Source organism: Paraburkholderia tropica, from assembly GCF_914484835.1.
Taxonomy (GTDB): Bacteria; Pseudomonadota; Gammaproteobacteria; order Burkholderiales; family Burkholderiaceae; genus Paraburkholderia; species Paraburkholderia tropica_A.
Map to the genome: position 1 here is coordinate 30,002 of NZ_CAJZAR010000070.1, position 24,540 is coordinate 54,541.

At 55.6% G+C, this 24,540-nt stretch carries 19 protein-coding genes and 5 pseudogenes; 17 read left to right on the top strand and 7 right to left on the bottom strand.

What is annotated here, in order from left to right; translation table 11 throughout:
- Window positions 1–57 precede the first annotated feature (57 nt).
- A complete protein-coding gene (locus LDO54_RS26810) occupies window positions 58–957 on the top strand; it encodes a LysR family transcriptional regulator (RefSeq protein WP_224013707.1) in 900 nt (299 codons plus the stop codon).
- Between the two features lie 171 nt (window positions 958–1,128).
- Window positions 1,129–1,755, top strand: coding sequence for a tyrosine-type recombinase/integrase (locus tag LDO54_RS26815; RefSeq protein ID WP_224013708.1), 627 nt, complete (start codon window positions 1,129–1,131; stop codon window positions 1,753–1,755).
- A 208-nt stretch (window positions 1,756–1,963) separates the two neighbouring features.
- Here LDO54_RS26815 and LDO54_RS26820 read toward each other — a convergent pair whose 3' ends face one another.
- Both LDO54_RS26820 and LDO54_RS26825 read right to left on the bottom strand, forming a co-directional pair.
- Entirely contained in the window at window positions 1,964–2,557 is a 594-nt protein-coding gene (locus LDO54_RS26820; protein ID WP_224013709.1) for a cysteine hydrolase family protein, read from the bottom strand.
- Window positions 2,558–2,570: 13 nt separating this feature from the next.
- The gene (locus LDO54_RS26825; RefSeq protein ID WP_224013710.1) at window positions 2,571–3,791 is read right to left on the bottom strand and encodes an MFS transporter; all 1,221 of its coding nucleotides are present in this window, start codon (window positions 3,789–3,791) and stop codon (window positions 2,571–2,573) included.
- Between the two features lie 126 nt (window positions 3,792–3,917).
- Between LDO54_RS26825 and LDO54_RS26830 the strand changes: the two genes are divergently transcribed.
- The gene (locus tag LDO54_RS26830) at window positions 3,918–4,574 is read left to right on the top strand and encodes a GntR family transcriptional regulator (RefSeq protein ID WP_224013711.1); all 657 of its coding nucleotides are present in this window, start codon (window positions 3,918–3,920) and stop codon (window positions 4,572–4,574) included.
- Between the two features lie 368 nt (window positions 4,575–4,942).
- On the opposite strand, the pseudogene LDO54_RS26835 reads toward LDO54_RS26830, so the two are convergent.
- Together LDO54_RS26835 and LDO54_RS26840 are read right to left on the bottom strand one after the other, a co-directional pair.
- Window positions 4,943–5,260: pseudogene (locus LDO54_RS26835) on the bottom strand (integrase core domain-containing protein); the annotation flags it as partial.
- A 16-nt stretch (window positions 5,261–5,276) separates the two neighbouring features.
- Window positions 5,277–6,134 (bottom strand): annotated as a pseudogene (locus LDO54_RS26840) (transposase); the annotation flags it as partial.
- Between the two features lie 285 nt (window positions 6,135–6,419).
- Here LDO54_RS26840 and LDO54_RS26845 point away from each other — a divergent pair.
- Together LDO54_RS26845 and LDO54_RS26850 are read left to right on the top strand one after the other, a co-directional pair.
- Window positions 6,420–7,262 (top strand): MipA/OmpV family protein, encoded by an 843-nt coding sequence (locus tag LDO54_RS26845; protein ID WP_224013712.1) that lies wholly within the window; start codon window positions 6,420–6,422, stop codon window positions 7,260–7,262.
- A 164-nt stretch (window positions 7,263–7,426) separates the two neighbouring features.
- Window positions 7,427–7,912 carry a hypothetical protein gene (locus LDO54_RS26850; protein ID WP_224013713.1) on the top strand — a complete coding sequence of 162 codons (486 nt, stop codon included), beginning with the start codon at window positions 7,427–7,429 and terminating at the stop codon, window positions 7,910–7,912.
- A gap of 145 nt (window positions 7,913–8,057) precedes the next feature.
- Here the strand turns inward: LDO54_RS26850 and LDO54_RS26855 are convergent, their stop codons facing one another.
- Complete coding sequence (locus LDO54_RS26855) at window positions 8,058–9,410, bottom strand: sensor histidine kinase (protein WP_224013714.1); 1,353 nt, start codon at window positions 9,408–9,410, stop codon at window positions 8,058–8,060.
- 14 nt (window positions 9,411–9,424) lie between these two features.
- Window positions 9,425–10,138, bottom strand: a complete 714-nt coding sequence (locus tag LDO54_RS26860) for a response regulator (protein ID WP_356791664.1) — start codon at window positions 10,136–10,138, stop codon at window positions 9,425–9,427.
- Between the two features lie 326 nt (window positions 10,139–10,464).
- On the opposite strand from LDO54_RS26860, the gene LDO54_RS26865 reads away from it, so the two are divergent.
- The 10 genes and pseudogenes from LDO54_RS26865 (at window position 10,465) to LDO54_RS39080 (ending at window position 21,320) form a co-directional block, all read left to right on the top strand.
- Window positions 10,465–11,307 (top strand): MipA/OmpV family protein, encoded by an 843-nt coding sequence (locus LDO54_RS26865; protein ID WP_224013716.1) that lies wholly within the window; start codon window positions 10,465–10,467, stop codon window positions 11,305–11,307.
- A gap of 462 nt (window positions 11,308–11,769) precedes the next feature.
- Entirely contained in the window at window positions 11,770–12,432 is a 663-nt protein-coding gene (locus tag LDO54_RS26870) for a DUF3313 domain-containing protein (RefSeq protein ID WP_224013717.1), read from the top strand.
- A gap of 285 nt (window positions 12,433–12,717) precedes the next feature.
- A complete protein-coding gene (locus LDO54_RS26875) occupies window positions 12,718–12,942 on the top strand; it encodes a hypothetical protein (protein WP_224013718.1) in 225 nt (74 codons plus the stop codon).
- A 164-nt stretch (window positions 12,943–13,106) separates the two neighbouring features.
- Window positions 13,107–14,135 carry a tetratricopeptide repeat protein gene (locus tag LDO54_RS26880; RefSeq protein ID WP_224013719.1) on the top strand — a complete coding sequence of 343 codons (1,029 nt, stop codon included), beginning with the start codon at window positions 13,107–13,109 and terminating at the stop codon, window positions 14,133–14,135.
- 179 nt (window positions 14,136–14,314) lie between these two features.
- Window positions 14,315–14,440, top strand: a pseudogene (locus LDO54_RS39305) (transposase domain-containing protein); the annotation flags it as partial.
- A 170-nt stretch (window positions 14,441–14,610) separates the two neighbouring features.
- A pseudogene (locus LDO54_RS26890) lies at window positions 14,611–14,846 on the top strand (integrase core domain-containing protein); the annotation flags it as partial.
- Between the two features lie 74 nt (window positions 14,847–14,920).
- Window positions 14,921–15,880 carry a TnsA endonuclease N-terminal domain-containing protein gene (locus tag LDO54_RS26895; protein WP_224013720.1) on the top strand — a complete coding sequence of 320 codons (960 nt, stop codon included), beginning with the start codon at window positions 14,921–14,923 and terminating at the stop codon, window positions 15,878–15,880.
- A 1-nt stretch (window position 15,881) separates the two neighbouring features.
- A complete protein-coding gene (locus LDO54_RS26900; protein WP_436975695.1) occupies window positions 15,882–18,068 on the top strand; it encodes a Mu transposase C-terminal domain-containing protein in 2,187 nt (728 codons plus the stop codon).
- Window positions 18,065–19,582, top strand: coding sequence for an ATP-binding protein (locus LDO54_RS26905; RefSeq protein ID WP_224013722.1), 1,518 nt, complete (start codon window positions 18,065–18,067; stop codon window positions 19,580–19,582). The genes LDO54_RS26900 and LDO54_RS26905 overlap by 4 nt, the downstream gene beginning before the upstream one ends.
- A complete protein-coding gene (locus LDO54_RS39080) occupies window positions 19,554–21,320 on the top strand; it encodes a TnsD family transposase (RefSeq protein WP_224013723.1) in 1,767 nt (588 codons plus the stop codon). The genes LDO54_RS26905 and LDO54_RS39080 overlap by 29 nt, the downstream gene beginning before the upstream one ends.
- A 108-nt stretch (window positions 21,321–21,428) precedes the next feature.
- Here LDO54_RS39080 and LDO54_RS39085 read toward each other — a convergent pair whose 3' ends face one another.
- Window positions 21,429–23,255 carry a TniQ family protein gene (locus LDO54_RS39085; protein WP_356791672.1) on the bottom strand — a complete coding sequence of 609 codons (1,827 nt, stop codon included), beginning with the start codon at window positions 23,253–23,255 and terminating at the stop codon, window positions 21,429–21,431.
- Window positions 23,256–23,756: 501 nt separating this feature from the next.
- Here LDO54_RS39085 and tnpA point away from each other — a divergent pair.
- Both tnpA and tnpB read left to right on the top strand, forming a co-directional pair.
- Complete coding sequence (gene tnpA, locus LDO54_RS26920) at window positions 23,757–24,191, top strand: IS66-like element accessory protein TnpA (RefSeq protein ID WP_224013725.1); 435 nt, start codon at window positions 23,757–23,759, stop codon at window positions 24,189–24,191.
- Window positions 24,188–24,531 (top strand): annotated as a pseudogene (gene tnpB / locus LDO54_RS26925) (IS66 family insertion sequence element accessory protein TnpB). The gene tnpA and the pseudogene tnpB overlap by 4 nt, the downstream one beginning before the upstream one ends.
- Window positions 24,532–24,540: the final 9 nt, after the last annotated feature.

Sequence of the window (24,540 nt, forward strand, 5' to 3'; positions counted from 1 at the left end):
ACACTAGTTTCTGATACGCTGACACCACATCAACAACACCACCCCGGGTTGTGTTCAATGAGACACTTACAGGTCTACAGGTTCATTGCAGAAGTCGCGCGGCGTGGCTCGATTCGCAAGGCGGCGGACCAGTTGCATATCACGCCGTCTGCTTTAACGCGGAAGATTCAGGACTTTGAGGAAGAGTTGGGGATGCCAGTCTTCGAACGGTTACCGCAAGGCATGCGTCCAAACGCGGCGGGGGAGTTACTGCTTCGCCACATCCTTGATCAAAACGCGGATTTCGAGCGTTTGCAGGCGCAGCTGTCCGAGCTCGCCGGGGTCCGTCGCGGCCACGTTACCGTGGCGTGTTCTCAGGCATTTATCGATAGTGTCCTGCCAGATGAAATTGCGGCCTACAGGGCGACGTACCCCCAAGTCACGTTTTCACTGGATGTACGCGACAATGTGTTGGGTATCGGCGCGCTTTCCAACTATGAGGCTGATCTCGCTCTGCTGATCGATCCACCGCTCTCGCCGGACGTGCAGGAGTTGTTCGTGAAACACGAGCCACTCTGCGCGGTAACGAGCAAAGCGCATCCACTAGCTCAGTCGGGGTCGGGTCCGGTCCGGCTGAGGGACTGCCTCAGGTATCCCGCTGCGATGCCTCGCCAGTCGCTTGCAATACGCACTGTCCTTGACGAGGCCATCTGGCGGTTGAAGTTGCAGGCCATGATCGCGGTGGAGTCAGATTCGCTCGAATTCCTGCGCAGCTTCGTCGTGAGAGAAAACACAGTCGCATTTCTGCCGCAGAGCGGTGTGCCAATCACAGACGCGAGAATCTGCGGGCGTCCCATCAGCAATCACGACATCGATCCGCTGCGCGTGGTCCTCGGCCAGCTTCAAGGAAGAATACTCCCTGTCGCAGCCGAAAAGTTTGCAGAACAACTGGCCGAGCGCTTACCCGACGTCCATTGAATTCTACTGAATCTCGACGCTCCAACAAGCGGCCGCACTACTGTGCGACAGGCAGCTAGACAGCTGGAAGCGGACGTTGCGCCCCAACGGCTCAATGGCCGTGATGGGTCGGATATCGTCCGCTGGCGATTGTCGCAGACTGATTCTCCTTCCGTCGAAAGGAGAATCATCATGGGAACCATAGATGTCGGCGGCACGCAGCGCGTGCCTTGGAACAAGGGGAAGCTGACGGGCCAGAAGCCACCGCTGAAGCTCAGGGAGATCTGGGCGATTCGTATCCGCTTGCAGCTAGCGGGAAGCACGCGGGACTTGGCCATGTTCAATCTGGCGATCGACAGTAAGCTTCGGGCATGCGATCTCACCAGCCTGCGAGTCGCGGACATTTGCCACGGCTCCCGCGTGGCGGCGCGAGCAACCGTCATGCAGCAGAAGACGCAGCGGCCGGTGCAGTTCGAGATCACCGAGCAAACGCGTGCGAGCGTGGAAGCGTGGATCAGGGCGGCAGCTCTCGCGTCGAGCGACTATCTATTTCCGAGTCGCATCCATGGCTCGCCGCATCTGTCGACGCGACAGTACGCCCGATTGGTGCATCGTTGGATACGTGCAATCGGACTGGATGACACGGCTTACGGAACTCATACAATGCGACGGACCAAGGCTTCGCTGATTTACCGTCGCACGAAGAATTTGAGGGCAGTACAGTTGCTGCTTGGACACACGAAACTCGAGAGCACGGTTCGATACCTCGGTATTGAGGTCGACGATGCGCTTGAGATAGCTGAGCAAACCGACGTGTGACACGACACAGGCCGGACGGCATCGGGGCGCTGTCCGGCCATGAAGGGACGCTCGCCTAAGGTAGGACTCCGACCGGCGAGAGTCCGCTATTCGCGAGCATCCGCCGCCCATTCCGCCAACGAGCTTTAAGTCGCGTCGGGCCGCGAGCCCTTCTACTACACGGCCACAAAAAACCGTGCCGCACCACAGTTGCGCCCGGGGCTGGCCCTCACGCAGACATAGCGTCAATCACCTGTTGAGCGCTCACAACTTCGGCATGCTGCGCGATGATCTTGTCGAGCAGAACCTCTTGAACATCGCTATCCGGGTCCGCGCAACAGTCCCGTGCGACCAACAGCCGGTAGTCGAGATCAAACGCCTGGCGCACAGTGGACAGCACGACACCGCCTGTCGTGATGCCTGTGAGCACCAGCGTTTCGACGCCACTCGAGCGCAGCACCGTTTGCAGATCGGTTCCGCCAAATGCGCCCACTCGTTGCTTAAGAATGACTGTCTCGCCGTCGAGCGGCGCAACATCGGAGTGGATCGCTGTCCCGGGCTGATCGCGCAGGAAAAGCCCGTTCTCTTTCACGAACGAGAAAATGGTGTTGCGCGGACTAACCTCCGGATGCCCAGGCCTGAAAGCGACCATGACGTAGATTACGGACATGCGTGCCGCGCGTGCCGCCGCGATCAAACTCGCGGCGTTGGCGAGCAGTGCCGCACGCCCCGCGTCCGGAACGTAGTTTTCCAGCAAAATATTCTGATAGTCCATGACCAGCAATGCCGATTTCGCTGGGTCGATGTGCAACTGTTTAGACATGAAAATATCTCCATCAAATGGGGCGAATGGGGACGCGCGAATCCTTTGCCGCGCGAGCCACAACTCGCCAGTTAAAAAGTGCGACAAGCAGCAACAGACCGCTGGTCGCGAAGAAGACCACGCGCATGCCTAAGTGAGCGCCGACAAAGCCGCCGACAAGCGGACCAACCACCTGACCGGCGAACTGAAATGACAGCGAATAGCCCATGACGGTCCCGACCAGACCATCGGGTACGTTGTGGCGTACAACAGCAGAAATACAAGGCAATAGACCTCCCAGTGCGAGCCCCATCAAGAAGCGCAACCCAATGAGCTGCCAGCTTGCGGTCACGAGCGCCTGCGGAATAAGCAGCAGCGCCGCCGCACCCAACGCGAGCCAGATCACGGTGGAGTGGCCAATGCGGTCAGCAACCTTGCCGAGCGAAGAGGCCGACAGCACGCTGCCGAGCGCAGCTGCGGACATGACAAGTCCAGCAACGAATGTCACCTTGGCCGGATCATCGACGAGGGTTTGCACGTAGACCGTAATGATTGGTTCGATCGACATATTCGCGACCATAAGGGCAAGGCCAGTCAGTAGCATGGAAACGACAATATTCTTCTGTGGAACCTGCGCCCATTTCGCTTGCGGTTTCTGCGCGCTCCCCAGACGCGGTGTCTCGCGAACCAGCCACGCCGTTGCGAGAAATGCAACAAAGATGAGGAATCCAGAACACAAGAAAGTCGCACGTATCCCGATCACGGGTGGCAACGCGCCGCCAATGAGCGGGCCAACAAGGTTTCCAGCCATAACCCCCGAAGCCAGCACGCCCAGCGCCCAACCCGACCGCTCCCTCGGTGTTTGCAACGCAATGAGTATGGTTGCGCCGGATGAGTAGCCGCCTGCAAGGCCAACGAGCAGTCTCAGTCCGACGAGTTGCCAGATATTCGTGGCCAGCCCCATCAGCGAAACGACAATTGCCATTCCGAGACTCGCGCGCAGGAGCATTGATTTGCGCCCGTGACGATCGCCGAGGTGTCCCCAGAGCGGCGCAGTCAGCCCTGCAGTTAAAAAGGTCGCACCGTATGCGATGCCCGACCACTGAACGACCGCCGCGTGAGTAGACACTCCTAGCTGTGCCACATAGATCGGCAGAAAAGGCAGCATCAGCGTCATTGCCAATACAGTGGAGAAGGAGCCGAAAAGGCAGACGCCAAGGTTTCGGCGCCAATAGTCTTCGCTATCGCTGGACATCTAAAAAGGCCCTGAATTGTTTGGGATACCAATGTGGTATACAATAGCAATCGCACGCCAGCCTTGTCAAACGAACCGCCTAGATCCCGGGCGCAACCATACGGACCTGATTCGCCGAACCCTCTCATGACTCAAGCTCAACAAGTCGAAGCGCGGCTTCGAGAAATGATCCTCGATATGGAAATCGGTCCTGGAGAACGCCTAACGGAACGCTGGGCGGAGGCACAACTAGGTGCGTCTCGAACGCCTGTTCGAGCCGCGCTCTTGCGTCTGGAGGCGGAAGGTCTGATCTGTCGAGAAGGGCGCGGATGGATGGTCACGCCGCTCGATTTGAAGGAAATCGAGCAACTGTTTGGGTATCGGGAAGTGCTCGAAGTAGCGGCAGTGCAACTCGCAGCAAAACACGCGAAACCCGAATCACTCGATGCGCTCGAAGCTGCCCTTGAGCAAAGTGCGCCGAACGAGCAGATACGCGAAGCGCACCAGCGTGGCACTGCGTTTCATGTGCAACTTGCGGCGCTATCGGCGAATGATTTCATCGCGCGAGGGGTTGCCGATGCCATGACGCGTCTATCACGTGTTCGTTGGCTTGACACATCTCCCGAGCACGATGGGCAGACCGAGCACCTAGCGGTACTGTCGGCGTTGCGCAAGGGAGACGGGGCGCTGGCAGCAGCCATCGTCACCGCACATATTCACGACAGCCGCGATCGAGTATTGAAAATCTTGACGCAAGGTCAGCGTAGCCTGAGGGCACGTGGTCTCAAGGTCGAACAGCGCTGATCACCTCTCGTGCACACGAGCGGCAGTAGAGAGTCTCAAAGCGGTCATTTACATATCGCCACGCGAATGACGCCAACGGGTCGACTACTGCCTGTCGCATCCGGAAACAACCGGTCAAGAAACTGTCGTTCGACGTAACGGTGCGATGATTGATAATCTCCAGCAATCGCGGCGTCGCCGCTACCTGTCAGCGATGGTTCTATGACCGATCAACATCAACCGATAACCCCCGCGCAGCCACGCAAACGAGAGTGGCATGGAACGCATCATCCATGGATCTATCGTCCACACGCTTTTCGTTGGACGGGTGCGGACATTGCCGGGGTCAATCTAGTGAACCGCACCGGGAATCGTGGAGGCCGGTTGGTTTAAGTTAATGCGGGTACTTCAGCGGCACTTCTGAGTTGCCTGTAGTAGTTTGCCTCAGCCTCAGCAGGCGGGATATAGCCGAGCGGTTCCATCAGCCGATGATGGTTGTACCAAGCCACCCATTCCAGGGTTGCCAGTTCGACGGATTCCCTCGTTTTCCACGGCGCACGCCGATGAATCAGTTCGGTCTTGTACAGGCCGTTGATCGTTTCAGCCAGCGCGTTATCGTAGCTGTCGCCACGGCTACCGACGGACGGCTCGATACCCGCCTCGGCCAAACGTTCGCTGTATCGAATGCTGACGTATTGCGCCCCTCTGATGCCCTTCTAAGTGTCAAGCAGCGATTTGGGTGCTGCCGATCTCGCGATTCCGTTGCTGTATGAGGTAGAAGACTTCGCGGGCGATGTAGCGTTTGAGACAGCGAATGGCCTCCAGCTTGGAGTGTCCTTCGCTGACCCGCTTCGCCATGTAGGCCTTGGTACGCGGGTCGGTTCTCAGGCGTCCAATCGCGATAATGTGCAATGCGCTGTTGGCGGCCCGATCGCCGCCGCGATTCAGCCGATGTCGCGTGACTTTTCCCGATGAGGCCGGCACGGGACTGACGCCGCACAATGCAGCGAAGCTGGCTTCTGACTTTAACCTCTCGCTATTGTCTCCGGCCGTCAGCAAGAGCTGCGCTGCCGATTCGTATCCGATGGAGTTGCGCGCGATCAGTCCGGGGGCGAGTTCATCAACCAGCCCGGCGATCATGACGTCCAGGTCTGCGATCTCGTCGTGCAACTCGATATAGCGACGAGCCAGCGATTTGAATGTGATTCGATATGCAGAGGTCAGATTGCGGTAATCGGTGAGGTCGGGACGCCATGCTGCCAATGTACGGATCAATTGCATACGCGTCATTGTGCGCAACGATTCGCGCAACTCGTCGGGTGCGCTGACGATGGTGTTCTGTATCAACTGGAGGGCCACGCGGCGAGCGGCAATCGCCGTCTTGCGGCAGACCTTCAGTACCCGCAGAGCCTCGATCATGCCGTCGCGGGTCTTGGGTGTAACAGTACGAACTCCCGCAAAGGCAGCATGGGCTGCGTTCTCGGCATCGATCGTATCGTCCTTGCCTCGTCTGCGCCGATCGCTCCTGTCCTGCGCGGTGACTTCCAGCACCGTGATTCCCGCTTGGTGCAGGTAGCGCAGCTCTGTCCTATCCCGCACAAAATGCGACCGCCCACACACAATATTTCAGCGCAGAAATATATCGCTCATCAAATTTCCTATTTTCGTCGGTAAGCTCGGAGCTCCTGCTTTAGCGTTCGTCGGTGAGGTTTCAAGGGTCCCACTAAACTGATGGGATCCGGTAGCTACGCCTGGGACAAAAAAGAGGTTGTCTGTGATAGTCAGGACGCTCCCAAACTGGACAGCCGCCTGAAAGAGACGGTTATCTGACATCACCGTGTTCAGTGCAGTCCCCAGGAAAATCACATGTACTTCTTGAGGCGCCCCGCTAATGTGGGACGTTTTTTCGTCTTGACCGCCTCGCTGGCGTCCAATACTGCGTTCGCGCAAAGCAGCACGACACCTGCAGCTCTAGCGTCGACGAATACGAGTGTCCCTGACGATGGCTGGCGATACTCGCTCGGCTTCGGCGTCTTCGAAACGCCTAAATACCAGGGAGCCAGTGCGACACGCTTTCAACCAGCGCCCATCGTAGGCGCGGCATATGGTCGGATGTTCTTCGGTTCCATCGCGGACACGAGCGTGCCATTCGGAGTTGGTGCGTTTCTATATCGCGACGATTACTTCCGCCTGGGTGTCGCGCTGTCTTACGATCTAGTCAGCCCTCGCGATACGTCAGATGACTTCCGCCTTCACGGCCTGCCGGACATTAATCGCACTGCGCACGCAACACTCTTCGGGAACTACAGCCGAGACTGGTTCTCGCTAGTCGGTGCAGTGTCTCAGGATATCGCAGCCGAGAACGAGGGAACAACTGCGTCATTGGATCTGCTCACCCACTATCACCCATCGAGCAGATGGACCTTGTCTGTTGGTCCAGGTATCACTTGGGGTAGCGCTCAATATAACCGGACCTTCTTCGGAGTAGATTCAGAGGGCAACGCCCGTTCCGGACTCCCGGTCTACACACCTGGTGCGGGCATCGCGGCATTTCGCCTGACCGCAGGCGCCAGCTACATATTGTCAAGACATTGGAGCCTGGGCGCCAGAGTGGTTGCGACGAGATTGCCAGGCACGGTCGGCAACAGCCCCATCGTCGAAAGGAAAGCCCAGATGACGTATGGCACGTTCGCAGGTTACGCGTTTTAGTCCTGGCGATCGACAGACCAGCGTGTATCCCCTCTCATCCAATGAGTGTGCGCTCGCGACTTTTATGCTCGAAGAGCGGAAATTTACCACTCACGATATGGATTGCTGAGGATATTGACCATGGTGTCTCTATTTATATTTAAAAATTTGTCAAATGGACAATTATGAAAATTCTCATCCCAATGTGGAACTTGATTTCACCGCTTACTATTTTGAGTTTTTTCGCCGGATGTATGAGTAACACCCAACTTCCTACGATGTCCGTCAACGGACCGGCGATAGTCGCAAGGCGAGTATGTATTCAGATAAACGAGCAGGTTCCTGCCAGCAACGTCATCTCTGCGATCCAGGTTGCGCTTCATCACCAGGGCATAGACAGCACGCCCTTCAGTAGGGGCACAGTTCCCCCGGAATGTAATACTGTGCTTGAATATTCAGTTGTACTTGATCAATGTCACGACGGCAACGATCCAACGAACGATGAATATTGGTCGTCTGCAGACATCAGCATCCTGCAGGGCGGCGTGGTGATGACGTCGGTCCACTATGAGGCGAACGACTATAAGCGCCGCTCCAACGACTCGCACATTCTGATTTCCATGATCCGTTCGGTGATTTCTGCCGACCGTCACGAGGTTGCAGCATTCTGAGATATGTCTGAATCGCAACCCTCCAGGTTGGCAGCGAGCATCGCAGTCAACCTGAAGCAATAGTCGTCATGCAAGCTATATGTGATCTCCCGGACCGTCACAGTATCATCTGCGTGTGATACGAGTTACCGTTGGCCTCGATATCTCACCTTTGCACCCTTGCCGAAAGCTCGGCAGCACTGGGGAATGTCACGCACACTTCCAGGCCGCCCCCCTTACGATTACGCAGATTGATGTCGCCACCATGAGCTCTGACGACGGCCAACGCGGACGTCAACCCAAGCCCCATGCCCCCCGTAGAGCGGTTTCTTGACTGCTCGACCCGGAAGAACGGGCTGAATACCTGTTCCATTGACTCGGGCGGAATACCCGGACCTTCGTCGCTGACCAGCAATGTCACGTTTGCGTCGCTGCATTTCAACTCGAGATCCGCACTGCCACCCCACTTCACCGCGTTGTCGATGAGGTTCATGCAGGCCCGACGTATCGAGAACGGTCTTCCGCTCAATGCAAACCGGCGCGGCCCGACATACCGCACGGGCGCCCCCTGGTCGCTATAGTCATCGGCGAGCGTGCGCAACAGACCAGCAAAATCAAACACCGTCGCGTCTTCGTCTTTGTAGTCATCTCTGAAGAACGACAGGGCGGAGTCTGCCATCGCCTGCAGATCATCGACATCTCTGAAAAGGCGGGCTCTCTGCTCTTCGTCTTCGATGAATTCACCGCGCAGGCGGATTTTTGTCAAGGGCGTGCGCAAATCATGCGATATCGCTGCCAGCATTAACGTGCGATCATCGACAAACTTGCGAAGTTGGGCCTGCAGCGCGTTGAATGCCTCGATTGCTGCGCGTAGTTCACGAGGCCCGGTTACACGAACGGGGCCTGCGCGCGGATCGCCCCCTATCTCGCGGAGCTCCTTGGCGAACTGACGGAGCGGCCGCGCAATAAAGTACGTCGCAAGCACCGATACAACCAGAATGAGCAATACGATAGACGCGAGCGTCGGTGTGACATTCGCCGGTAGCGGGTTGCCCCACGGGCGCCGGTTCTTGATAAACAGTAACCAGCTGCCATCGCGCAACCGTACAGCCATAAAATAGGCATCAGGATGCGCGGCACTATCAAAATTCACCCCAGACGACAGGGCGTCCGACGAGGTAAAAATCATCGTCTGACGCTCATGGCCCATATTCTGAAACCGCGCCAGTGCATCTGGATAATGATGGCGCTGGTAAGCTTCCGCGAACCGCTTTGCGATCGATGTCCCTTCCAAATACCAATAAGTCCTGTCCGCGAATACGATCGTGTCCGCTAACTGTTGGCGGTCACCAGGCGACGCTGCTTCGATCATCTGGATTGCATCGTTTGCGCGGTCGAGTCTGGCACTCTCCGCTGGAGACGGCCCCAGAAAACGATCAAACAACGCGCTGAACGCAAGGACGCTAACGATCGCGGCACCGACTGTAATCGCGATCCGCCACGCGATCGTGTCAGGCATCGGAGTTCGGCGCCTCATCCGCGCCGAACCTGCGGAGTAAACATATAGCCGCCCCCGCGAACCGTACGGATGACCGACTCGATATCCGTGTCCATATCCAGTTTGCGACGAAGCCGGGCGACCTGAACATCAATGCTCCGATCGTAGACTTCGTGCGATGAGCCGCGGGCCAGATCTAGAAGCTGATCGCGAGTGAGAACCCGTTGTGAATGCTCGGCAAACACCAGCAGAAGATCGAACTCACCGCTGGACAAAATCGTCAACGTGTTGTCCGCAGATCTGAGTTCACGCCTTGCGATGTCGAGCCGCCATCCGCCGAACGAGAGCACTGGCCGCGTTGCGGTGCCAACATTCGCGACGTCCGTCTGCGTTGTCCGTCGTAGTACCGCCTTTACTCGCGCGAGAAGCTCTCGCGCATCGAACGGCTTGACCAGATAGTCGTCAGCGCCGATTTCCAGGCCAACCACACGATCCACATGGTCTGCGACCGCGGTAAGCATGATCACTGGAATCCTGGAAGTGGCGCGCAGCTGTCGACACAAACTGAAACCGTCCTCTCCCTGGAGCATGACATCAAGGATGACAAGATCGACTGGATGTCGTTCAAGAGCGGCAAAAAGGGTTTCACCGTTGGTCGCAACACTAACCTCGTGGCCGTGTTTTCTGAAGAAACCCGTGAGCAGGGACCGAATGTCCTCTTCGTCGTCAACCACCAAAATGTGCGGCATATAAGTCATTTCCAGATGCTAACCCGAACAGCGCCGGATCTCATTTCAGCGGTCCGTCAGAAATATTTCAAGCATGACGCAATGTTCGGGCTGTGAAATAAACCGCACATCATACCGATAATTTCAGTGCGTAATCTGCTCCTCGTTGACACGGCATTCCTCTGTGGAATGCCTGCCCTGGTTGGCGCGATGTGTCGGCCAGTTGCCGAGCTCAGGAACCCGACCCACCGACAAGGACGCTCCGAGGGAAGCAATTTCGCAACGAAGGGTGTTGTCGGAATTGCGCCTTGAGGTCCGCATCTTCAGAGCAGCATCAGGAGAATTATATGCACTTTAAGTGGCGGCCCGCATGCATGGGAGGCGTTGCAGCGTTTTCCGGCCTCCTTCTTGCGACACCGGCGTTTGCACAGACGGTCACAGCCCCCGCTGCCGTAGCGGCAACCACTCCAGCGGCCGCAGACGATGGTTGGCGCTATTCACTGGGATTCGGAGTGTTTGAAACCCCGCGGTATCCCGGTTCGAGTGCATCACGCTTTCAGCCCGCGCCCCTGGTCGGCGTGAGCTACGGACGTTTCTTTTTTGGATCTGTGCCTGACGCCAACGTACCCTTTGGACTTGGCGCATATCTGTACCGCGACGAAAACGTTCGGGTGGGCATTGCGCTCTCCTACGATCTCGTCAACCCACGCGAAACATCCGACGACGAACACCTTCATGGTCTTCCGGACATCGACAGGACAGCTCACGCCACGCTATTCGCCAGCTACAACGCGACGTGGCTATCTCTTTCAGGTGCGATCTCCCAAGACATCGCCGGCAAGGACGAAGGGACGACCGCGTCGCTGGACCTTCTCGGGAAATACAGTCCTGTCAGCAAGTTGACGTTGACGGCGGGGCCGGGCATCACGTGGGGTAGCGCGCAATACAATCAAACATTCTTTGGTATCAACGCAGAAGATAGCGCTCGATCCGGCCTGGGCGAATATTCGCCGGGGTCAGGGCTCGCCGCAGTTCGCTTCACCGCTGGTGCCAGCTATGCGTTTAACAGGAACTGGAATTTAGGCGCGAGAGTGACGGTGTCCCGGTTGCCTGGTGTTGTTGGCAACAGTCCGATCGTTGAGAAGACGACCCAAACGACCTACGGGGCTTTTGCAAACTACGTTTTCTAGACCAACGCCCGTCGGCCTTCCATAGCGGACATTTCTGCGGCCACGTTTGCCGAAAAGCGGACCTTGAATCACCGGCATCGACGTTGAAAGCTTCACTCGCTAGGGAGCTGAAAACTGCCTTTGCACTAGTACCCGGTTTGACCGATTGTGTTGCCTGGAGCAGCGCATTCTAACGAGTCCGCGTCCCTTATCCGAACCACAGGGATTCGCACTCGCAAGCCGCACGGAAAGTCGCACGAATGGCCCCGCATTGCCATCCGATGACCGGCTGTGCGTGCAAGCCGCGATGCAGCATGCGAGCCACAAGCCTCAGAGGCGAAGTTTCCGGAAGCATCGCCGGCGAAGCGTATTGGACTGCAGTGATTTTTTGGCTCGTATCAGGTGAAAGATCGCAGAGGCGACCCGAAGTATTTCAGCGATGTTCGAAACGAGCTAATCGCTGTTTCAGACGAAGGATAGTATATGGTTCGTAACAGATTCCCCCTGACGCTTGCTGCAGTCATCGGCTCGATCGCCCTCTCCGGCTGCATGACGACTGGGCCAATTCCCTACGCTGGCTTGTCATCGTCGGAAAAAATGAAGCCAGATGGTGAAGGCCGAACCACGAAGATACCCTACGAATACACTTCAGAGGTCGCGTGGTCGACCTATGACAAGCTGATACTGGACCCCGTCGTCGTATACGACGGCGGCGACAACCAGTTCGGGGCACTGAAAGCAAGTGAGAAAAGCGAGCTGGCCGGCTACATGAGGGAAACATTTTCTCAGGCCCTGGGAAAGAGATTTGACGTCATCAAAACGCCCGCGCAGGGCCGGCTACGCATCACACTAACAATCACAGGCGCCGAAGAAACCACGCCGGTTCTCAGCCTCTTTGAGCATGTGGACATCGGGGGAATTCTTTACAACGGCATACAGGCAATGCGTGGAGGCCAGGCCGCCTTTGGTGGATCAGTTTCGTACGCCGTCGAGATCTACGATAGCGAGAGCGGAAAACTTTTAAAGGCTTACGTTTCAAAGCAGTATCCGAGTGCAATGAATATACGCGCCTCGATTGGCCGACTTGCAGCGGCAAAGGCCGGGCTCGATATAGGGGCGACTGATCTCGTAGCGCAACTACGTTAGTCATGCTGATAGTGCGGCGCGTCTGGAGTGGGCCAGTTGATGGGCATGCACGAAGAACGGAGAACGTGCCCGCAATCTGGAACCTTACTGGTGACGTCGACTCAATGTGCGCGATCTCTACACAACCAGCTCCCTGGCCTCGAAACGCAAGCTCCGCTCATAGGCTTCTGCTCATGTTGTCAAGCTAGGCTGTTATTTGTTCGATCGACAGCCTTCGAATGTCTATCGTCATGAAATCCTGACCGTGTGTCAGATGGATGGGGCTTTCTCACCTCGGGGGGTAACGTGATCATCGGCTCAGTAACAAATAGCGCGGGCATCATTCCCGCGTACAAACAGCGGACCCAGTCGGCAGCGTCAAAAGCTCTGCAGTCGCTCGATCATGTCATCGACGATTTCGGGAATATCGTCGACGATTTCGAGGACGTCGTGAGCGATATTGTTAGTGTTGCGGCGAAAGTAGCACCAGCTATCGGCGTTCTGGGAGTTTTCGTGGACATCTTCGTCTGAACGGCATACCCCGGTCCTCACGGCACTAGGATTTTTTGCAAGATGGAAGAAATGTTGCAGTCTTTATCTGATGCAATATTTGACTGCACCGCCGACTCATGAATTTCGGCTGTATATCCACGCTATGCATGTTTATTAACTAAGTGGGTAGGTCCATTTTACTCATGGAAAACTCGATCTCAAATATTTTTGGCTCCCTCAAAGACCTCGCCATGGGCCTCATTTCCGAGGGCAATCTAGAAGAAGCGCGCAGAATTCTTGAGCAAGCTTTGGATACGAGCCGGAGCGAGTTCGGTATGGAACATCCCGAAACGCTAACCCTGATGAATAGCCTTGCGCGAACATTGTGTCTGATTGGGGACATTGATAGCTCTCGCGACTTGCTGATCGCCCTGTCGAAGACGCTTGATCAGACCCGCGGCAAAGCTGATCAGCACTCTTTACGTGCGCGCTCCAATCTTGCAGGCGTGCTGAGAGTCCTCGGAGATCTCCCGTCGGCTCAAGACTTACTCCAGGAAGTCCTTTCATCACAACTTGACTTCCTCGGATCCGAGCATCCCGATACCCTCCGAACGATGGCAGCGCTCGGAGAACTCCTGCATGCCCGAGGGAAATTTTCTGAGGCTCGCCGCATTCTCGAGTCAGTGGTGCTGGCTCAACTCAAAATTCTGGGTGCTGAACATGAGGATCGGACGGCTTCCATGAACAACCTTTCACTTGTACTTTTTGAGGAAGGTAAGTTCGAAGAGGCACACGGGATACTCGCCAACGTTTTAGAAGCTCAACTGCATCGCCTCGGCACGGAACATCCAGATACCTTGCGTTCAACGAAGAACATCGCAACAGTCCTTGTGGCTAGTCGTGACCCGAAAATTACTCTTCGCATACTCGGTAACATTCTAAGAAAACAAGTTAATTCGTTAGGACTATCGAATCAAGAGACAACCCTGACCGCCTGGAACTTCGTACTGCAACTAAGACGCTTAGGTGATCAATGTACGATGGGCGCACTGAAGAGGGAATTCCTGGATTGGCTGCTTTGCGCATCAAATTCGTCCCTTACGGAACGACAACTCACTATTCGTAGTTTGTTACCCCTCCTCTCAACGAGAACGAAAACTGTCGGGCGCAACTCTCTCTGTCCCTGCGAATCTGGAGCGAAGTTCAAGGTCTGTTGCGGAAAGCTGTCTTGACTATGGTTCCCTGTTTGGAACGGCAGCAGCCGGTCACGCAACTGCATGGCGTCCGACTCGTCGATATTTTCTCCCACGACTGGAGTCGCCCCTGCAATTTAGGATCGCCAAGCTCTGGACCCGTCACCCACACACGAGGACGAAGAGAATCTGGAACAAACCGATTCATCATCTCGACCAACCGGTCAGCCTACCTCGACTACGTGCTAACCCATATCACCGGTCACAAAATCAATCGCATCGACGAGCTCCTGCCTTGGCGTGTGGCCGACAAATTGCACACACCAGGCAGTCCGCCAGCCCCCCCCTACCTGATTGGCAGCTCCCGTTCATCATCATGCTTTACGCGCACGCGAATGAACGAATGGCCCAGCTGAGGCGCTTACTTCTGCGGAGAGAGCGGCAACGCTGTGGGCGAGCAGTTCGAGATGTCGGAATAGCCGGAGATACTTGAAGGCAAGAACGGCGCCGGCGGCTGTCGATGGACGGCAAAGGCGACTGACGCGACAACGTGTTCGTCGAGCGCGTATGGCGCAGCATCAAGTACGAAGAGATTTATTTGAGAGCCTACGAGTCGGTCAGCCACGCCCGGCGCTCCATTGACCAATATATTGAGCTGTACAACCGCGAACGTCCTCATTCGAGCCTAGCGGATCAGACGCCCGAGAGGCATACTTCGCGACGCTGCCAGCGGTCAAATCGGCAGCATGATCGCCTCGGACGCTCCACTAAAAAATGTCGGGACCCTCTGCCACCTCTGCCGTAGCCCTTCAATCGAACCCCTATTGACTACTGCCGTATCATCTCGCAAACATTGTGCGCCGCATGTGGATCGAATCCAAAAAAAATTGGAACTTTCGCGCGACAAGTTTGACATACTGGGCAATGACAATACGTCGTTAGATGCGCGCATGAAAAAACGTCGTGACATCACCCTTGCAGATATCTCACGATGGCGGTCGTTCGGACTGGGAACCGGTACCAGCGCGGAATACCGTCCGTGGCTAACGATCCGCGACGTCCCGTCCCGCGGCCGCAAGAGTCGCCCGTGGGGCATCACAACCGGCCGCGTTCATCATCTACTATCAGACAACGAACTGCACTTCTTTCTGTGTGCTGACCAAGCGGCGCAAGTGCTGGACATCCGTGAACAGTATCCGCTTTTCCCGCAAGAGTCGACGCTGCAGATTGCGGCGAATTTGGGCATACGTCACCCCTATTATCCGAGATCAACCACGCCAGTTGTTCTAACCACCGACTTTGTACTTACTATACGTAGACCCGATGGTACCAACGGGCTACGGGCATACAGCATCAAATCCTCGCAGGAATTCCGCGAACGCGGTGCACTTCGGGTTCTGGAAAAGCTCGAGCTGGAACGGCGCTACTGGTGCGCCCTCAATGTTCCGTGGTCGATAGTAACGGAACGCGAGTTTGATAACGTGCGCATCGCAAACCTAGAATGGCTAAGTCACTCGGTCTATGCCAAATGCGACATACCCCTGGAGCGGCTATCCGAATTCTTGCAATTCGTGGTTACCAGTTGGACCGACCAGCGGCCTCTTTCGGACATGCTCGACTTGGCAACTGCAATGCTCGGCTTGCAATCGCGTGATGTAGCTGATCGCCTGTTTCGCTATTGCGTTTGGCGACGCCTTGTTGAGGTCGATCTACGGAAAAAAGTTAGCTTACGCGCGCCCGTCGACATCCGATGTGTCAATCGCGCGTTCGCTGCTGAGGTATGAGATGGCACCACAGATAGTCCTGAACCAAGCAATTGTTGCATGCCACGACCACGCCCCGCCGGAACTTGCATGCCCCCACAGAGTTTTGTGGGTCGATCCCGAGTCAGACCTTGTGGTGATGATCGGAATTCGACATCCGCTCAGGCGGCCTTGCGCATTTAGTCTTGAGACAGTTACTTCATGGCTTGCTTCCGGGGAGTGCTGCATCAGCGAGCTACGGCCGAGACCTTTTTCACTAAAGACAGAAGACTCCATACCGAAGCGCTATCGCGAGATGCGCGACAAGGCGTGGAGGATAATTGAGCCCCTCGTCACTCCTACAAGTACACTCGCAATCATCGATAGCGCTTTGCGTGGTCGGCTGGTAACTCAACGCGCTTTGCAACTCAGAGTCGACCCCAATATCGTACGCAGGCCGCTTTATCGCTATTGGGCCCACGGTAGCACACGCGCCGCCCTCATTCCCTTTTACGATCTGTGCGGAGCAACTGGGGGTCGATCTGAACGCAAACAAAAGTCCGGCACGAAAAAACGCGGCCGACGCCCTGATCGAGTACTACTGTCCGGCGACGATACCCTGCTCGGCCCCGTATCGGCCGATGTACGGCAAAAAATGGAGGCGGGGTTAACACGCTTTTTTAAGAACGGCGTCTCTCGCAAAAAGGCGTGGCGAGACACAAAAACCTTTTATTTCAACCAGGGATACATACAGCACGGTAATCTAACTATTCCGATCGAACCACAAGACCATGAAGCGCCATCACTGCGTCAGTTCTCTCACCTCATTGACGAGCTCGACGCAGACCTGAGTGTCACAAAACGAATTACCACTTCAGCTAACTGGAATCTCGCGATACGCGGAGTTTTGGGCTCTTCACGGCGCGAAGTCTACGGTCCATGCGCACGTTTTGAAATCGACGCGACGCTCATGGATATCTATCTCGTTTCTGTTTTCAATCGTGCATGGATCATCGGCCGGCCGGTCTTGTATGTCGTTGTCGACGTATTCTCCGCCATGGTTGTCGGCTTCTATTTAGGATTGGAAGGGCCTAGTTGGGAAGGCGCGAGGCTTGCGCTCTTCAATGCTTTCACGGATAAAGTCGACTTCTGCAAACAGTTCGGGATCGAAATCTCACCTGAGACATGGCCCTGCAGACATCTTCCGCGATACTTGCTCGGAGACAATGGCGAACTCACAGGCTTAGCATCCGACACTCTACCTGCCACACTTGGTATATGGCCTCAAAACGCTTCGATCCAACGTGGCGACTGGAAGCCAAACGTCGAACAACGATTTCGCCTCGTCAATATCGATCGTGTAGATTTTTTACCCGGTGCGATAAAGTCTCGCGAAGATGAGGTCAGAAGGCGCGAATATCTATTGGACGCATGCTTGACTCTCCCGGAATTAACAGCCATCCTAATCCGGCATTTCATTCGGTTCAATTTCTCAAACTACAATGCTGGCCGATTGCCTGTTGATATGCTTGGCGATAACCTTACTGATGCAACACCGATAGCTGTTTGGAATTGGGGGCTTTCGAACCTGACGGGTATTGCTAACGTGCGAAGTCGCCATGAGGTGTGGACCAATTTGCTCCCTGCCTCGACGGCATCAGTACGGCGAACAGGGCTCTACTTCGAAGGACGTCACTACAGCAACGAACGACTTGAGCGTGAAGAGTGGTTCGCGCGCGCGCGAAAGAGCGGGAAATACGGCCATGTAGAGATTCGTCACCTAGCCTATGACCCGACCGCCATCTGGATAAGAGATGACGAGAAAGCGGCATGGGAACCGTGCCACCTGCTTGACAAAGACGAACAGTTCCGTCTTGCACGACTCGAGGAAGTGTGGGACCGACTCAAGTTACTAAAAGCAGCCGCCCGCGAAAAGGAAAACGAGCAACGGACCACCAACGCGAGTGTTGATGCCGACTGTGAAGTGATCGTCAAGAACGCGAGACGAGAAGCCAAACGCGCGCGACATGGCTTGAAAAGAGCGACCGTAACGCGCGACATCAGCGAAAACCGAGCCTTCGAGAAAGCAGCAGAACGGGTTGAGCGAGTCCGGCAGGAGATCGCCTCTCGTTCAGCGTCCGTCCCTACGACATCGAATCGAAGTAATGTCGTGCCGATCCGATCTCCTCGAAAAGACCCACTGGATGACATTTGGGAGGTCGACCAATGACATTGCTTGTCGGTGTACCCGCCAGTTATCGAACTCCGTCTATCCAAGAGTATTGCGACAATCCGCTCATCGAATCACTGCCTGATATTTGCACAGAGAGTCAAGCTGCCAGCGCCATGCTCATTCGGCCGCAGTTTGACCCAAGGGAGCGGCTCTTTCCCGCTGAACATCGATGGCATCTGCTCGCGCGACTAAAGCATATTGTGGTGCCTCGACCCAAGTATTATTTCATCGAACGTACGATTTCGCGGCTGATCCGTGCAGGCTACGTTCTTCGGAATCCGTTGGAGGCAGAGACGTGGCGCCGCGTCTACGGCGCCCGCATGCGGCCCCCAGAAAGTTCGACGGTGACCAACGACAGCGCTCGTTTTTTTCATGCGGAGTCGAAGTGCACGATCGTCGGGCTAAGTGGAATTGGCAAGACCACCGCAGTCGATGCCGTGTTACGTGTTTATCCCGACCAAGTCATTCGCCACGAGACGTATCGCGACCACCGACTTCCCTTAACGCAGATAGTCTGGCTCAAGGTAACGTGTCCCGAAAATGGCTCGATATCCAGCTTCTGCCGAGAATTCGCTCGTCAACTCGACCGTACGCTCGGCGTCGACAAATACGAGCGCATGTACACGCGCAGCAAACTGACGCGCGATGAACTAGAAGGGATGATGCGCCAGCACTCCGCGACATATTTTCTCGGATTGCTCGTTATAGATGAAATTCAGCGACTTGATCTAGCGAAGACACACGGGGCAGCACCACTGCTAGATTTTTTTCAAGATCTGCGTGACCTTCTAAAAGTACCTATCTTGTTGATCGGCACATACAAAGCAGTCAAACTTTTCACTGGCGGCCTGAAAGATGCTCGTCGGGCATCAGAGAGTGGGCTGATTGATCTTGAACGTCCCTCCTCACATCGAGATGACGAATGGGCAAGATTCGTTCGGCGATTATGGGCATACCAATGGGTCCAGCACCCCATTCCGCTCACTGACGAACTGCTTCATGGCCTTTTCGATTTAACGCAGGGAGTTACGGATGTTCTCGTTATTCTCTTCAAACTCGCTCAACAGAGAGCGATGGAAGCTGGAACTGAAGTTATCGACCTTGCGTGTATGCGTTCGACTTACGATGAGCAGCTTACATTACTCCACCCAGCGATCAATGCACTGAGAGAGAACACGTATGCCTCGCTCTCAAAGTTTGAAGATCTCCTGCCTCCGAATCGCGAGTTGATTGGCCAAACTGTTCCGGCGCACGCCGACATTAACGTGGAGGCAAAAATCGACCAGCTGCTCGCACACGATTCCGCTGCCATGCCAAACCAGCAGGAAATGGCCGTCAATCACGCGTCACGTGCTCGGAAAGACGTTAGCAAGCGCGAAGCCTTGGCTCCCAGCGATCTTCGATCTGCGGCTACGACGCCCGACGCCTACCAATCGCTTAGGGAATCGGGAGTGATCGGCGACGACTTCCTCAGTTCAACACATGGCTCCGGCACAGATCATACGCAGTAGGTTTCCCTTGACCGATCTTGTCGACATCCCAGATGAAGCCGTATTCAGCATGATCTCACGATGGCACCGTCTGAGCGGCAACCTTTCGCCGCACGATACGCTACGCGAGCTTCTGGATACGACCCAGGTTCAAACCACCAATATCATCCCAGGTAGACTTGATCGTCTTTTCGTCCGCCTTGGCTTTTACTGTGGCGATCTTGAACGCGCAGCCGAGGAGCATACTGCACTACCTTATTGGAAACGGTTCATTGACGCCAACAGATATTGTGATCTTCTTGGCAAATTGCGTCATACACCTGGACACAATGCGAAAGTTCAACTCGGAATGATATCAAGCCGACTCGGTGCCTCGAATCCGACGCGCTACTGTGTATTCTGTGCCGCGAACGATCGTGAACAGTTCGGTGTTTCGATATGGCATAGGGTTCATCAGCTTCCAGGCGTACTCATGTGTCCAACGCACCGAGTGTCTCTGCATGAGAATCCCGCAGCAGCGTTGCATTTCAGATGGTCTGCACTATACCTACCTGACGCGACGCCGGCTCCCTTCGTACCTTCGGCAGATCACCTCTCAAAACAAACGCAAGACAGTCTGATCCGTCTGGCTAAATTGAGTGCGGAGTTGCTCGGTGGGCTCACGACTTCGCGTATCGATTGCACGAGCATGCGCACCTTCTACATGCGACATCTGCTCGCGCAAAATTTGACGTATTCATCTACTCGTGTCAATCGCCTTGAGTTACACAGTCGACTTATGAAAGAGTGGGCGCCGCTCGCTTGTATTGAACCGTTCCAAGCACTATTTGCATCTTCGGGGGGACGATACAGTTGGCCTATCGAGCTCGTGCGGCGAGATCGAGCCGTACACCATCCGCTTAAGCACCTTCTACTCATTGGCGCCCTATGTTCGTCTGTCTGCGAATTTTTCGACAAACGAAAAGGCAATATATCTGACCAGGCTGTCGGTCATAGTGCGCCCACCGATCTACGAACCAATGAACAGCGTACCAAACTCGCTGAGCAGACGGTATTTTTGATCAACGGAGGTGCCTCAGCTCGTCGCGCTGCACAACTGCTAGGCGTAGACGTTCACACGGTTCTAATTATCGCCCACCGTCATAATCTCCCCGTCCGGGAACGCACGAAAAAACTGCCAACATCTTTGTACAACAAGATTCGTCAGCGGCTATCACACGGCGATTCGGTGTCTACAATTGCGAGAGATAGCCACCTTGCTGGAGCGACTATCTATCGCATACTCAACCGAGATACTGCACTTCAGGTGCGTCGACGCGAGATGCAATTCGAAGCGAGACGGATGCAGGCACGAATCGCATGGATCGTTGCCGACAAACGATATCCGGCTCTGAACTGCACACAGCTAAGAAGTCACGTTACCGCAGCGCACACCTGGCTGTCCCGAAACGACCGAGCCTGGCTCTTTGCGCAAGAATCAAAGCACCGCAAACACATCAAATCAGATGCAGGAAGTGGTGCAGCACGGAGAGCCGACTGGAATTCGAGAGATGTTGCGCTTGCGGCAGCACTCCGAGATGCGGCACGTGCCATTCGTGACAACTCGATAACTCCAGTCCGAATAAGCAGGGCTGAACTCGAACGCCGAACCGGGCATTCATCGTGGCTTGTTAAGCATCTTGACGAACTACCTCTGTGTCGTCTGGAGCTTTCTCAGCTCTCGGAGTCTGCAAGTGACTTCCGACGTAGACAAATGTAATTATCAGACACGCGCCAGCAAGAACACGAGGTCATTCGTCCCGCAATATCACGTCTTCACGACTCGCCCACTTTTGATCCATTTTCGCATTGTCTGACTGAGTTGAACTCAACCTGACGAGCGGAGTTGCTGATGTCGTCGACCAGCAGGCGGAAAAATTCTGTCCGGACACGGGCCTTCCCACTGAAATCCAATTCGCCACAACCTTATCGTATCCATAATCCCGCTCGAGGTTAGCCCATCGGGAACTCCGCGACGACGCACATCCTCGAGCAATACCGTTAGGCGATGGTACTCAATTCCCGAGAGTCCCTTGATTTCACAGAAGTTCAGCGCACCTCCCGAACGCTGCGAAAATGCCCACAACAACCGTCGTAGATAGAAATGCCATGCCGACTCGGCGAACTCCTCTAGCGCCGACGATAGCGCAGGAAATGCGATTGGATCAGCCAGTGCTCCTCGCCTCCAACCTATACTCATCAACAACCGATTGCGTGTACCCTTTTGCGGGCGCTGAGGTGACTCGAAAAATTCCACCGAACTGCGCCGCAGACTCTCCGCCAAAGCGTCGTCTTCCGCGTGCGCGCTTCGCTTCTTGCCCGGCCGAATTCGTTCACAGAGATCCCGCGAAGCGATGACTTTTTCAAGTCGAGATAGAGCCTGTGGGTCGCGTCTGACCAATCGCTTCATCAAGCCATAGTGACGTTGCCACAGTGCGTCAACGTCGCAACCTGGAATTTGCCTCGAAGCGTCGAGTAACGTTGCCATGATCACTTGACAACCCGATCGGTCGCTTATCGACGACCCTCGATTCATATGCGGGGATCGGCCCGCAACGGCAGCAGGGCGACTGCCCGCAGCACTATAGTGTGCGAGAAAGTCTTCGTCGGTTTCAAAAAGGAAGTGCGAGAGGAGAAGGTGGCGCCCAAGAGGCACCTCCCAGCAAACGCTCCCAACGAGAATATGGAACCACCCTGAAGTACGCCCTAAGCGACGTGCAGGATCGATCCGTGCGATTTGATCGCCCCCCCAGAAAGACAGAAGTTCGCGCTCAAGGACAATGCGGTCAACTTGGTTCTTCTTCGAGATGCCGAGCTCGATCAATCTCCTTCTGTACATATCCCGAAGCGCATACCTTGAGATAGGCGTGAAGTCTGCTTCCAGCAAACGCCGAGCAAACTGCGCAAATCGATGCAGCTTAGAATCTTGCCATTCCGTTTCGCCGCATGCGTGAAATTCGTTAAGCCTTACGCGGCATGCAGAGCATCCCGTCCAAGGCGCAAGGACAAGATCATTCGGCCGCTCAAATGGGCAGCGGCAGGCGGGGCATCGATCGAAAAGCAAAGCGCCGTGCCGATCGCACACAGACACCCCCGGGATCTGGTGCGCTAGCCTTATTGTTGGAGTACCGAAATCACGCAAATCGTCAGTAAGGCATTGTGGGCAGACACGCGTCCACCCTGATTCCGCCACAATACGTTTCGGCAATTGGCGTAGCGCAGCGTCCACGGCATGCAAACTTGTTACTTCAAAGCGTGCTCCATTGAACATTTCGAACAACGGGAACAGAGTACTCTGACAAAGCAACCGGCGCATCACTTCGTGGGGCTCGCCCTTCAGCCGCACTAGTAGAGGTGACAAATAATATGGAATCCAAGATGTCAGCGCGAATGGACGTCTTTGAAAAAGCTCTTCGTAGGTCTGACCGGTCGTCGGGTGGCCGCTGGCGATGTGATAGCGCGACACCTGCGAAGCGAGGCTCTCCCCAACTATGGCCGGGGCGCATAGGGACGCCGACGTAAGGGAATTTTGGCGGTTATGTGCATTATCTTCACGCTCTGCATAAGCCTCAAATTCGGCTAGGGCGGGATGCCCAACCGAGGTACTAACTGCCCTCTTCAGATATCGCCCAGCAGAGGTATTCATCTGACTCATTCCCCTACAGCGAATGATGTGTTGGGTCAATATAGGCCGTTATCTTTCGTTGTACCAGGAAAAATTGTTCCTTGTCACGAACCTAATCGACACCGTAAATCAAGAATCAGGTCAGCAAATCTGCACTACACGCGCAATGAATGATCGACGCTCCCTGATCGCTCGCTGCTACACATGGTCGCCTGAAAACACGAAATCGCACGAAATTAAGGGTATCCGTCAAACCATGCATCCTGCACTTGCTCCAAGTACGGCTGTACAGGTCTGATACCTGTTAGTTCCTACACTCACCACCAGACGTAGGTTCACGCAGAACGGCTAGTTCGCCGCAATCAGCTTGTCGACCGGAAACGAGAACGGCAGCCGCACGCTTGCACGGAATTTCGGTCGGCTACGACTGCCCCGTTACGTATCTGTTCGTTGGTCTCTGAAATGTGCCTTCTCAACGTAAGCGGCTCGTCCCGGCCGTTATGGACGCTGGCTGAGGGCGACATCAAAGTGATGTCCATCATTTCCGATCTGATGGGCATCACTTTGACACAGTCTGCAGAGAAGAAGCCGGGTACACGTACGGGGCGCCCGAATTACCCCCGCGAGCTTCGTGAGCGACTGGCAGCGCCCGCTTGTGAGCCGGGCGTATCAGTCGCAAAGCTGGCGAGGGAGAATGGCATCAACGCGAACATGCTGTTCACCTGGCGGCGGCGATATCTGGCCGATCAGCAAGCTCGATCTGCCGCGCTTATTCCGGTCGTACTGCCAAGCGACGCGCCGACGGAGGTCATCGCATCAGCCCCCGCGGAAGTGCAAGTGCAGAGCGCGAAGCCTGAACCACCTGTCGGCACGATCGAGATCCGGATAGGTCGTGCGGTGGTTAAAGTAGACGGTCAGGTCGATGCCGATATGCTGCGGATCGTGCTGGGCAGTCTGCGCTCATGATCTCCCTACCGGCAGGCACGCGCATCTGGCTCGCTGCGGGCGTCACTGATATGCGATGCGGATTCCAGGGGTTGGCATCGAAGGTGCAAACCGCGCTTGAGGAGAATCCGCTGGGCGGCAACGTCTACATCTTCCGGGGCCGTCGCGGCGATCTGGTAAAGATTCTCTGGCTACGGAGGATGGAATCTGGCTGCTCGCCAAGCGGCTTGAACGGGGTCGTTTTATATGGCCCAAGGCGGACGGTGGCAAGGTCCATCTGAGCTCCGCACAACTGTCGATGCTGCTTGAGGGCATCGACTGGCGGCAGCCCCGCCGCACCGCCGCATTATCGATGTTGTAAACCGCGCGG

Coding starts and splice junctions, on each gene's coding strand:
- LDO54_RS26820 (WP_224013709.1), bottom strand. CDS start 2,557: ATGTCTAAACAGTTGCACATCGACCCAGCGAAATCGGCATTGCTGGTC.
- LDO54_RS26830 (WP_224013711.1), top strand. CDS start 3,918: ATGACTCAAGCTCAACAAGTCGAAGCGCGGCTTCGAGAAATGATCCTC.
- tnpA (WP_224013725.1), top strand. CDS start 23,757: ATGTCCATCATTTCCGATCTGATGGGCATCACTTTGACACAGTCTGCA.
- LDO54_RS26850 (WP_224013713.1), top strand. CDS start 7,427: ATGAAAATTCTCATCCCAATGTGGAACTTGATTTCACCGCTTACTATT.
- LDO54_RS26825 (WP_224013710.1), bottom strand. CDS start 3,791: ATGTCCAGCGATAGCGAAGACTATTGGCGCCGAAACCTTGGCGTCTGC.
- LDO54_RS26900 (WP_436975695.1), top strand. CDS start 15,882: ATGGCACCACAGATAGTCCTGAACCAAGCAATTGTTGCATGCCACGAC.
- LDO54_RS26845 (WP_224013712.1), top strand. CDS start 6,420: ATGTACTTCTTGAGGCGCCCCGCTAATGTGGGACGTTTTTTCGTCTTG.
- LDO54_RS26810 (WP_224013707.1), top strand. CDS start 58: ATGAGACACTTACAGGTCTACAGGTTCATTGCAGAAGTCGCGCGGCGT.
- LDO54_RS26855 (WP_224013714.1), bottom strand. CDS start 9,410: ATGCCTGACACGATCGCGTGGCGGATCGCGATTACAGTCGGTGCCGCG.
- LDO54_RS26865 (WP_224013716.1), top strand. CDS start 10,465: ATGCACTTTAAGTGGCGGCCCGCATGCATGGGAGGCGTTGCAGCGTTT.
- LDO54_RS26880 (WP_224013719.1), top strand. CDS start 13,107: ATGGAAAACTCGATCTCAAATATTTTTGGCTCCCTCAAAGACCTCGCC.
- LDO54_RS26860 (WP_356791664.1), bottom strand. CDS start 10,138: ATGCCGCACATTTTGGTGGTTGACGACGAAGAGGACATTCGGTCCCTG.
- LDO54_RS39085 (WP_356791672.1), bottom strand. CDS start 23,255: ATGAGTCAGATGAATACCTCTGCTGGGCGATATCTGAAGAGGGCAGTT.
- LDO54_RS26815 (WP_224013708.1), top strand. CDS start 1,129: ATGGGAACCATAGATGTCGGCGGCACGCAGCGCGTGCCTTGGAACAAG.
- LDO54_RS39080 (WP_224013723.1), top strand. CDS start 19,554: ATGGCTCCGGCACAGATCATACGCAGTAGGTTTCCCTTGACCGATCTT.
- LDO54_RS26905 (WP_224013722.1), top strand. CDS start 18,065: ATGACATTGCTTGTCGGTGTACCCGCCAGTTATCGAACTCCGTCTATC.
- LDO54_RS26870 (WP_224013717.1), top strand. CDS start 11,770: ATGGTTCGTAACAGATTCCCCCTGACGCTTGCTGCAGTCATCGGCTCG.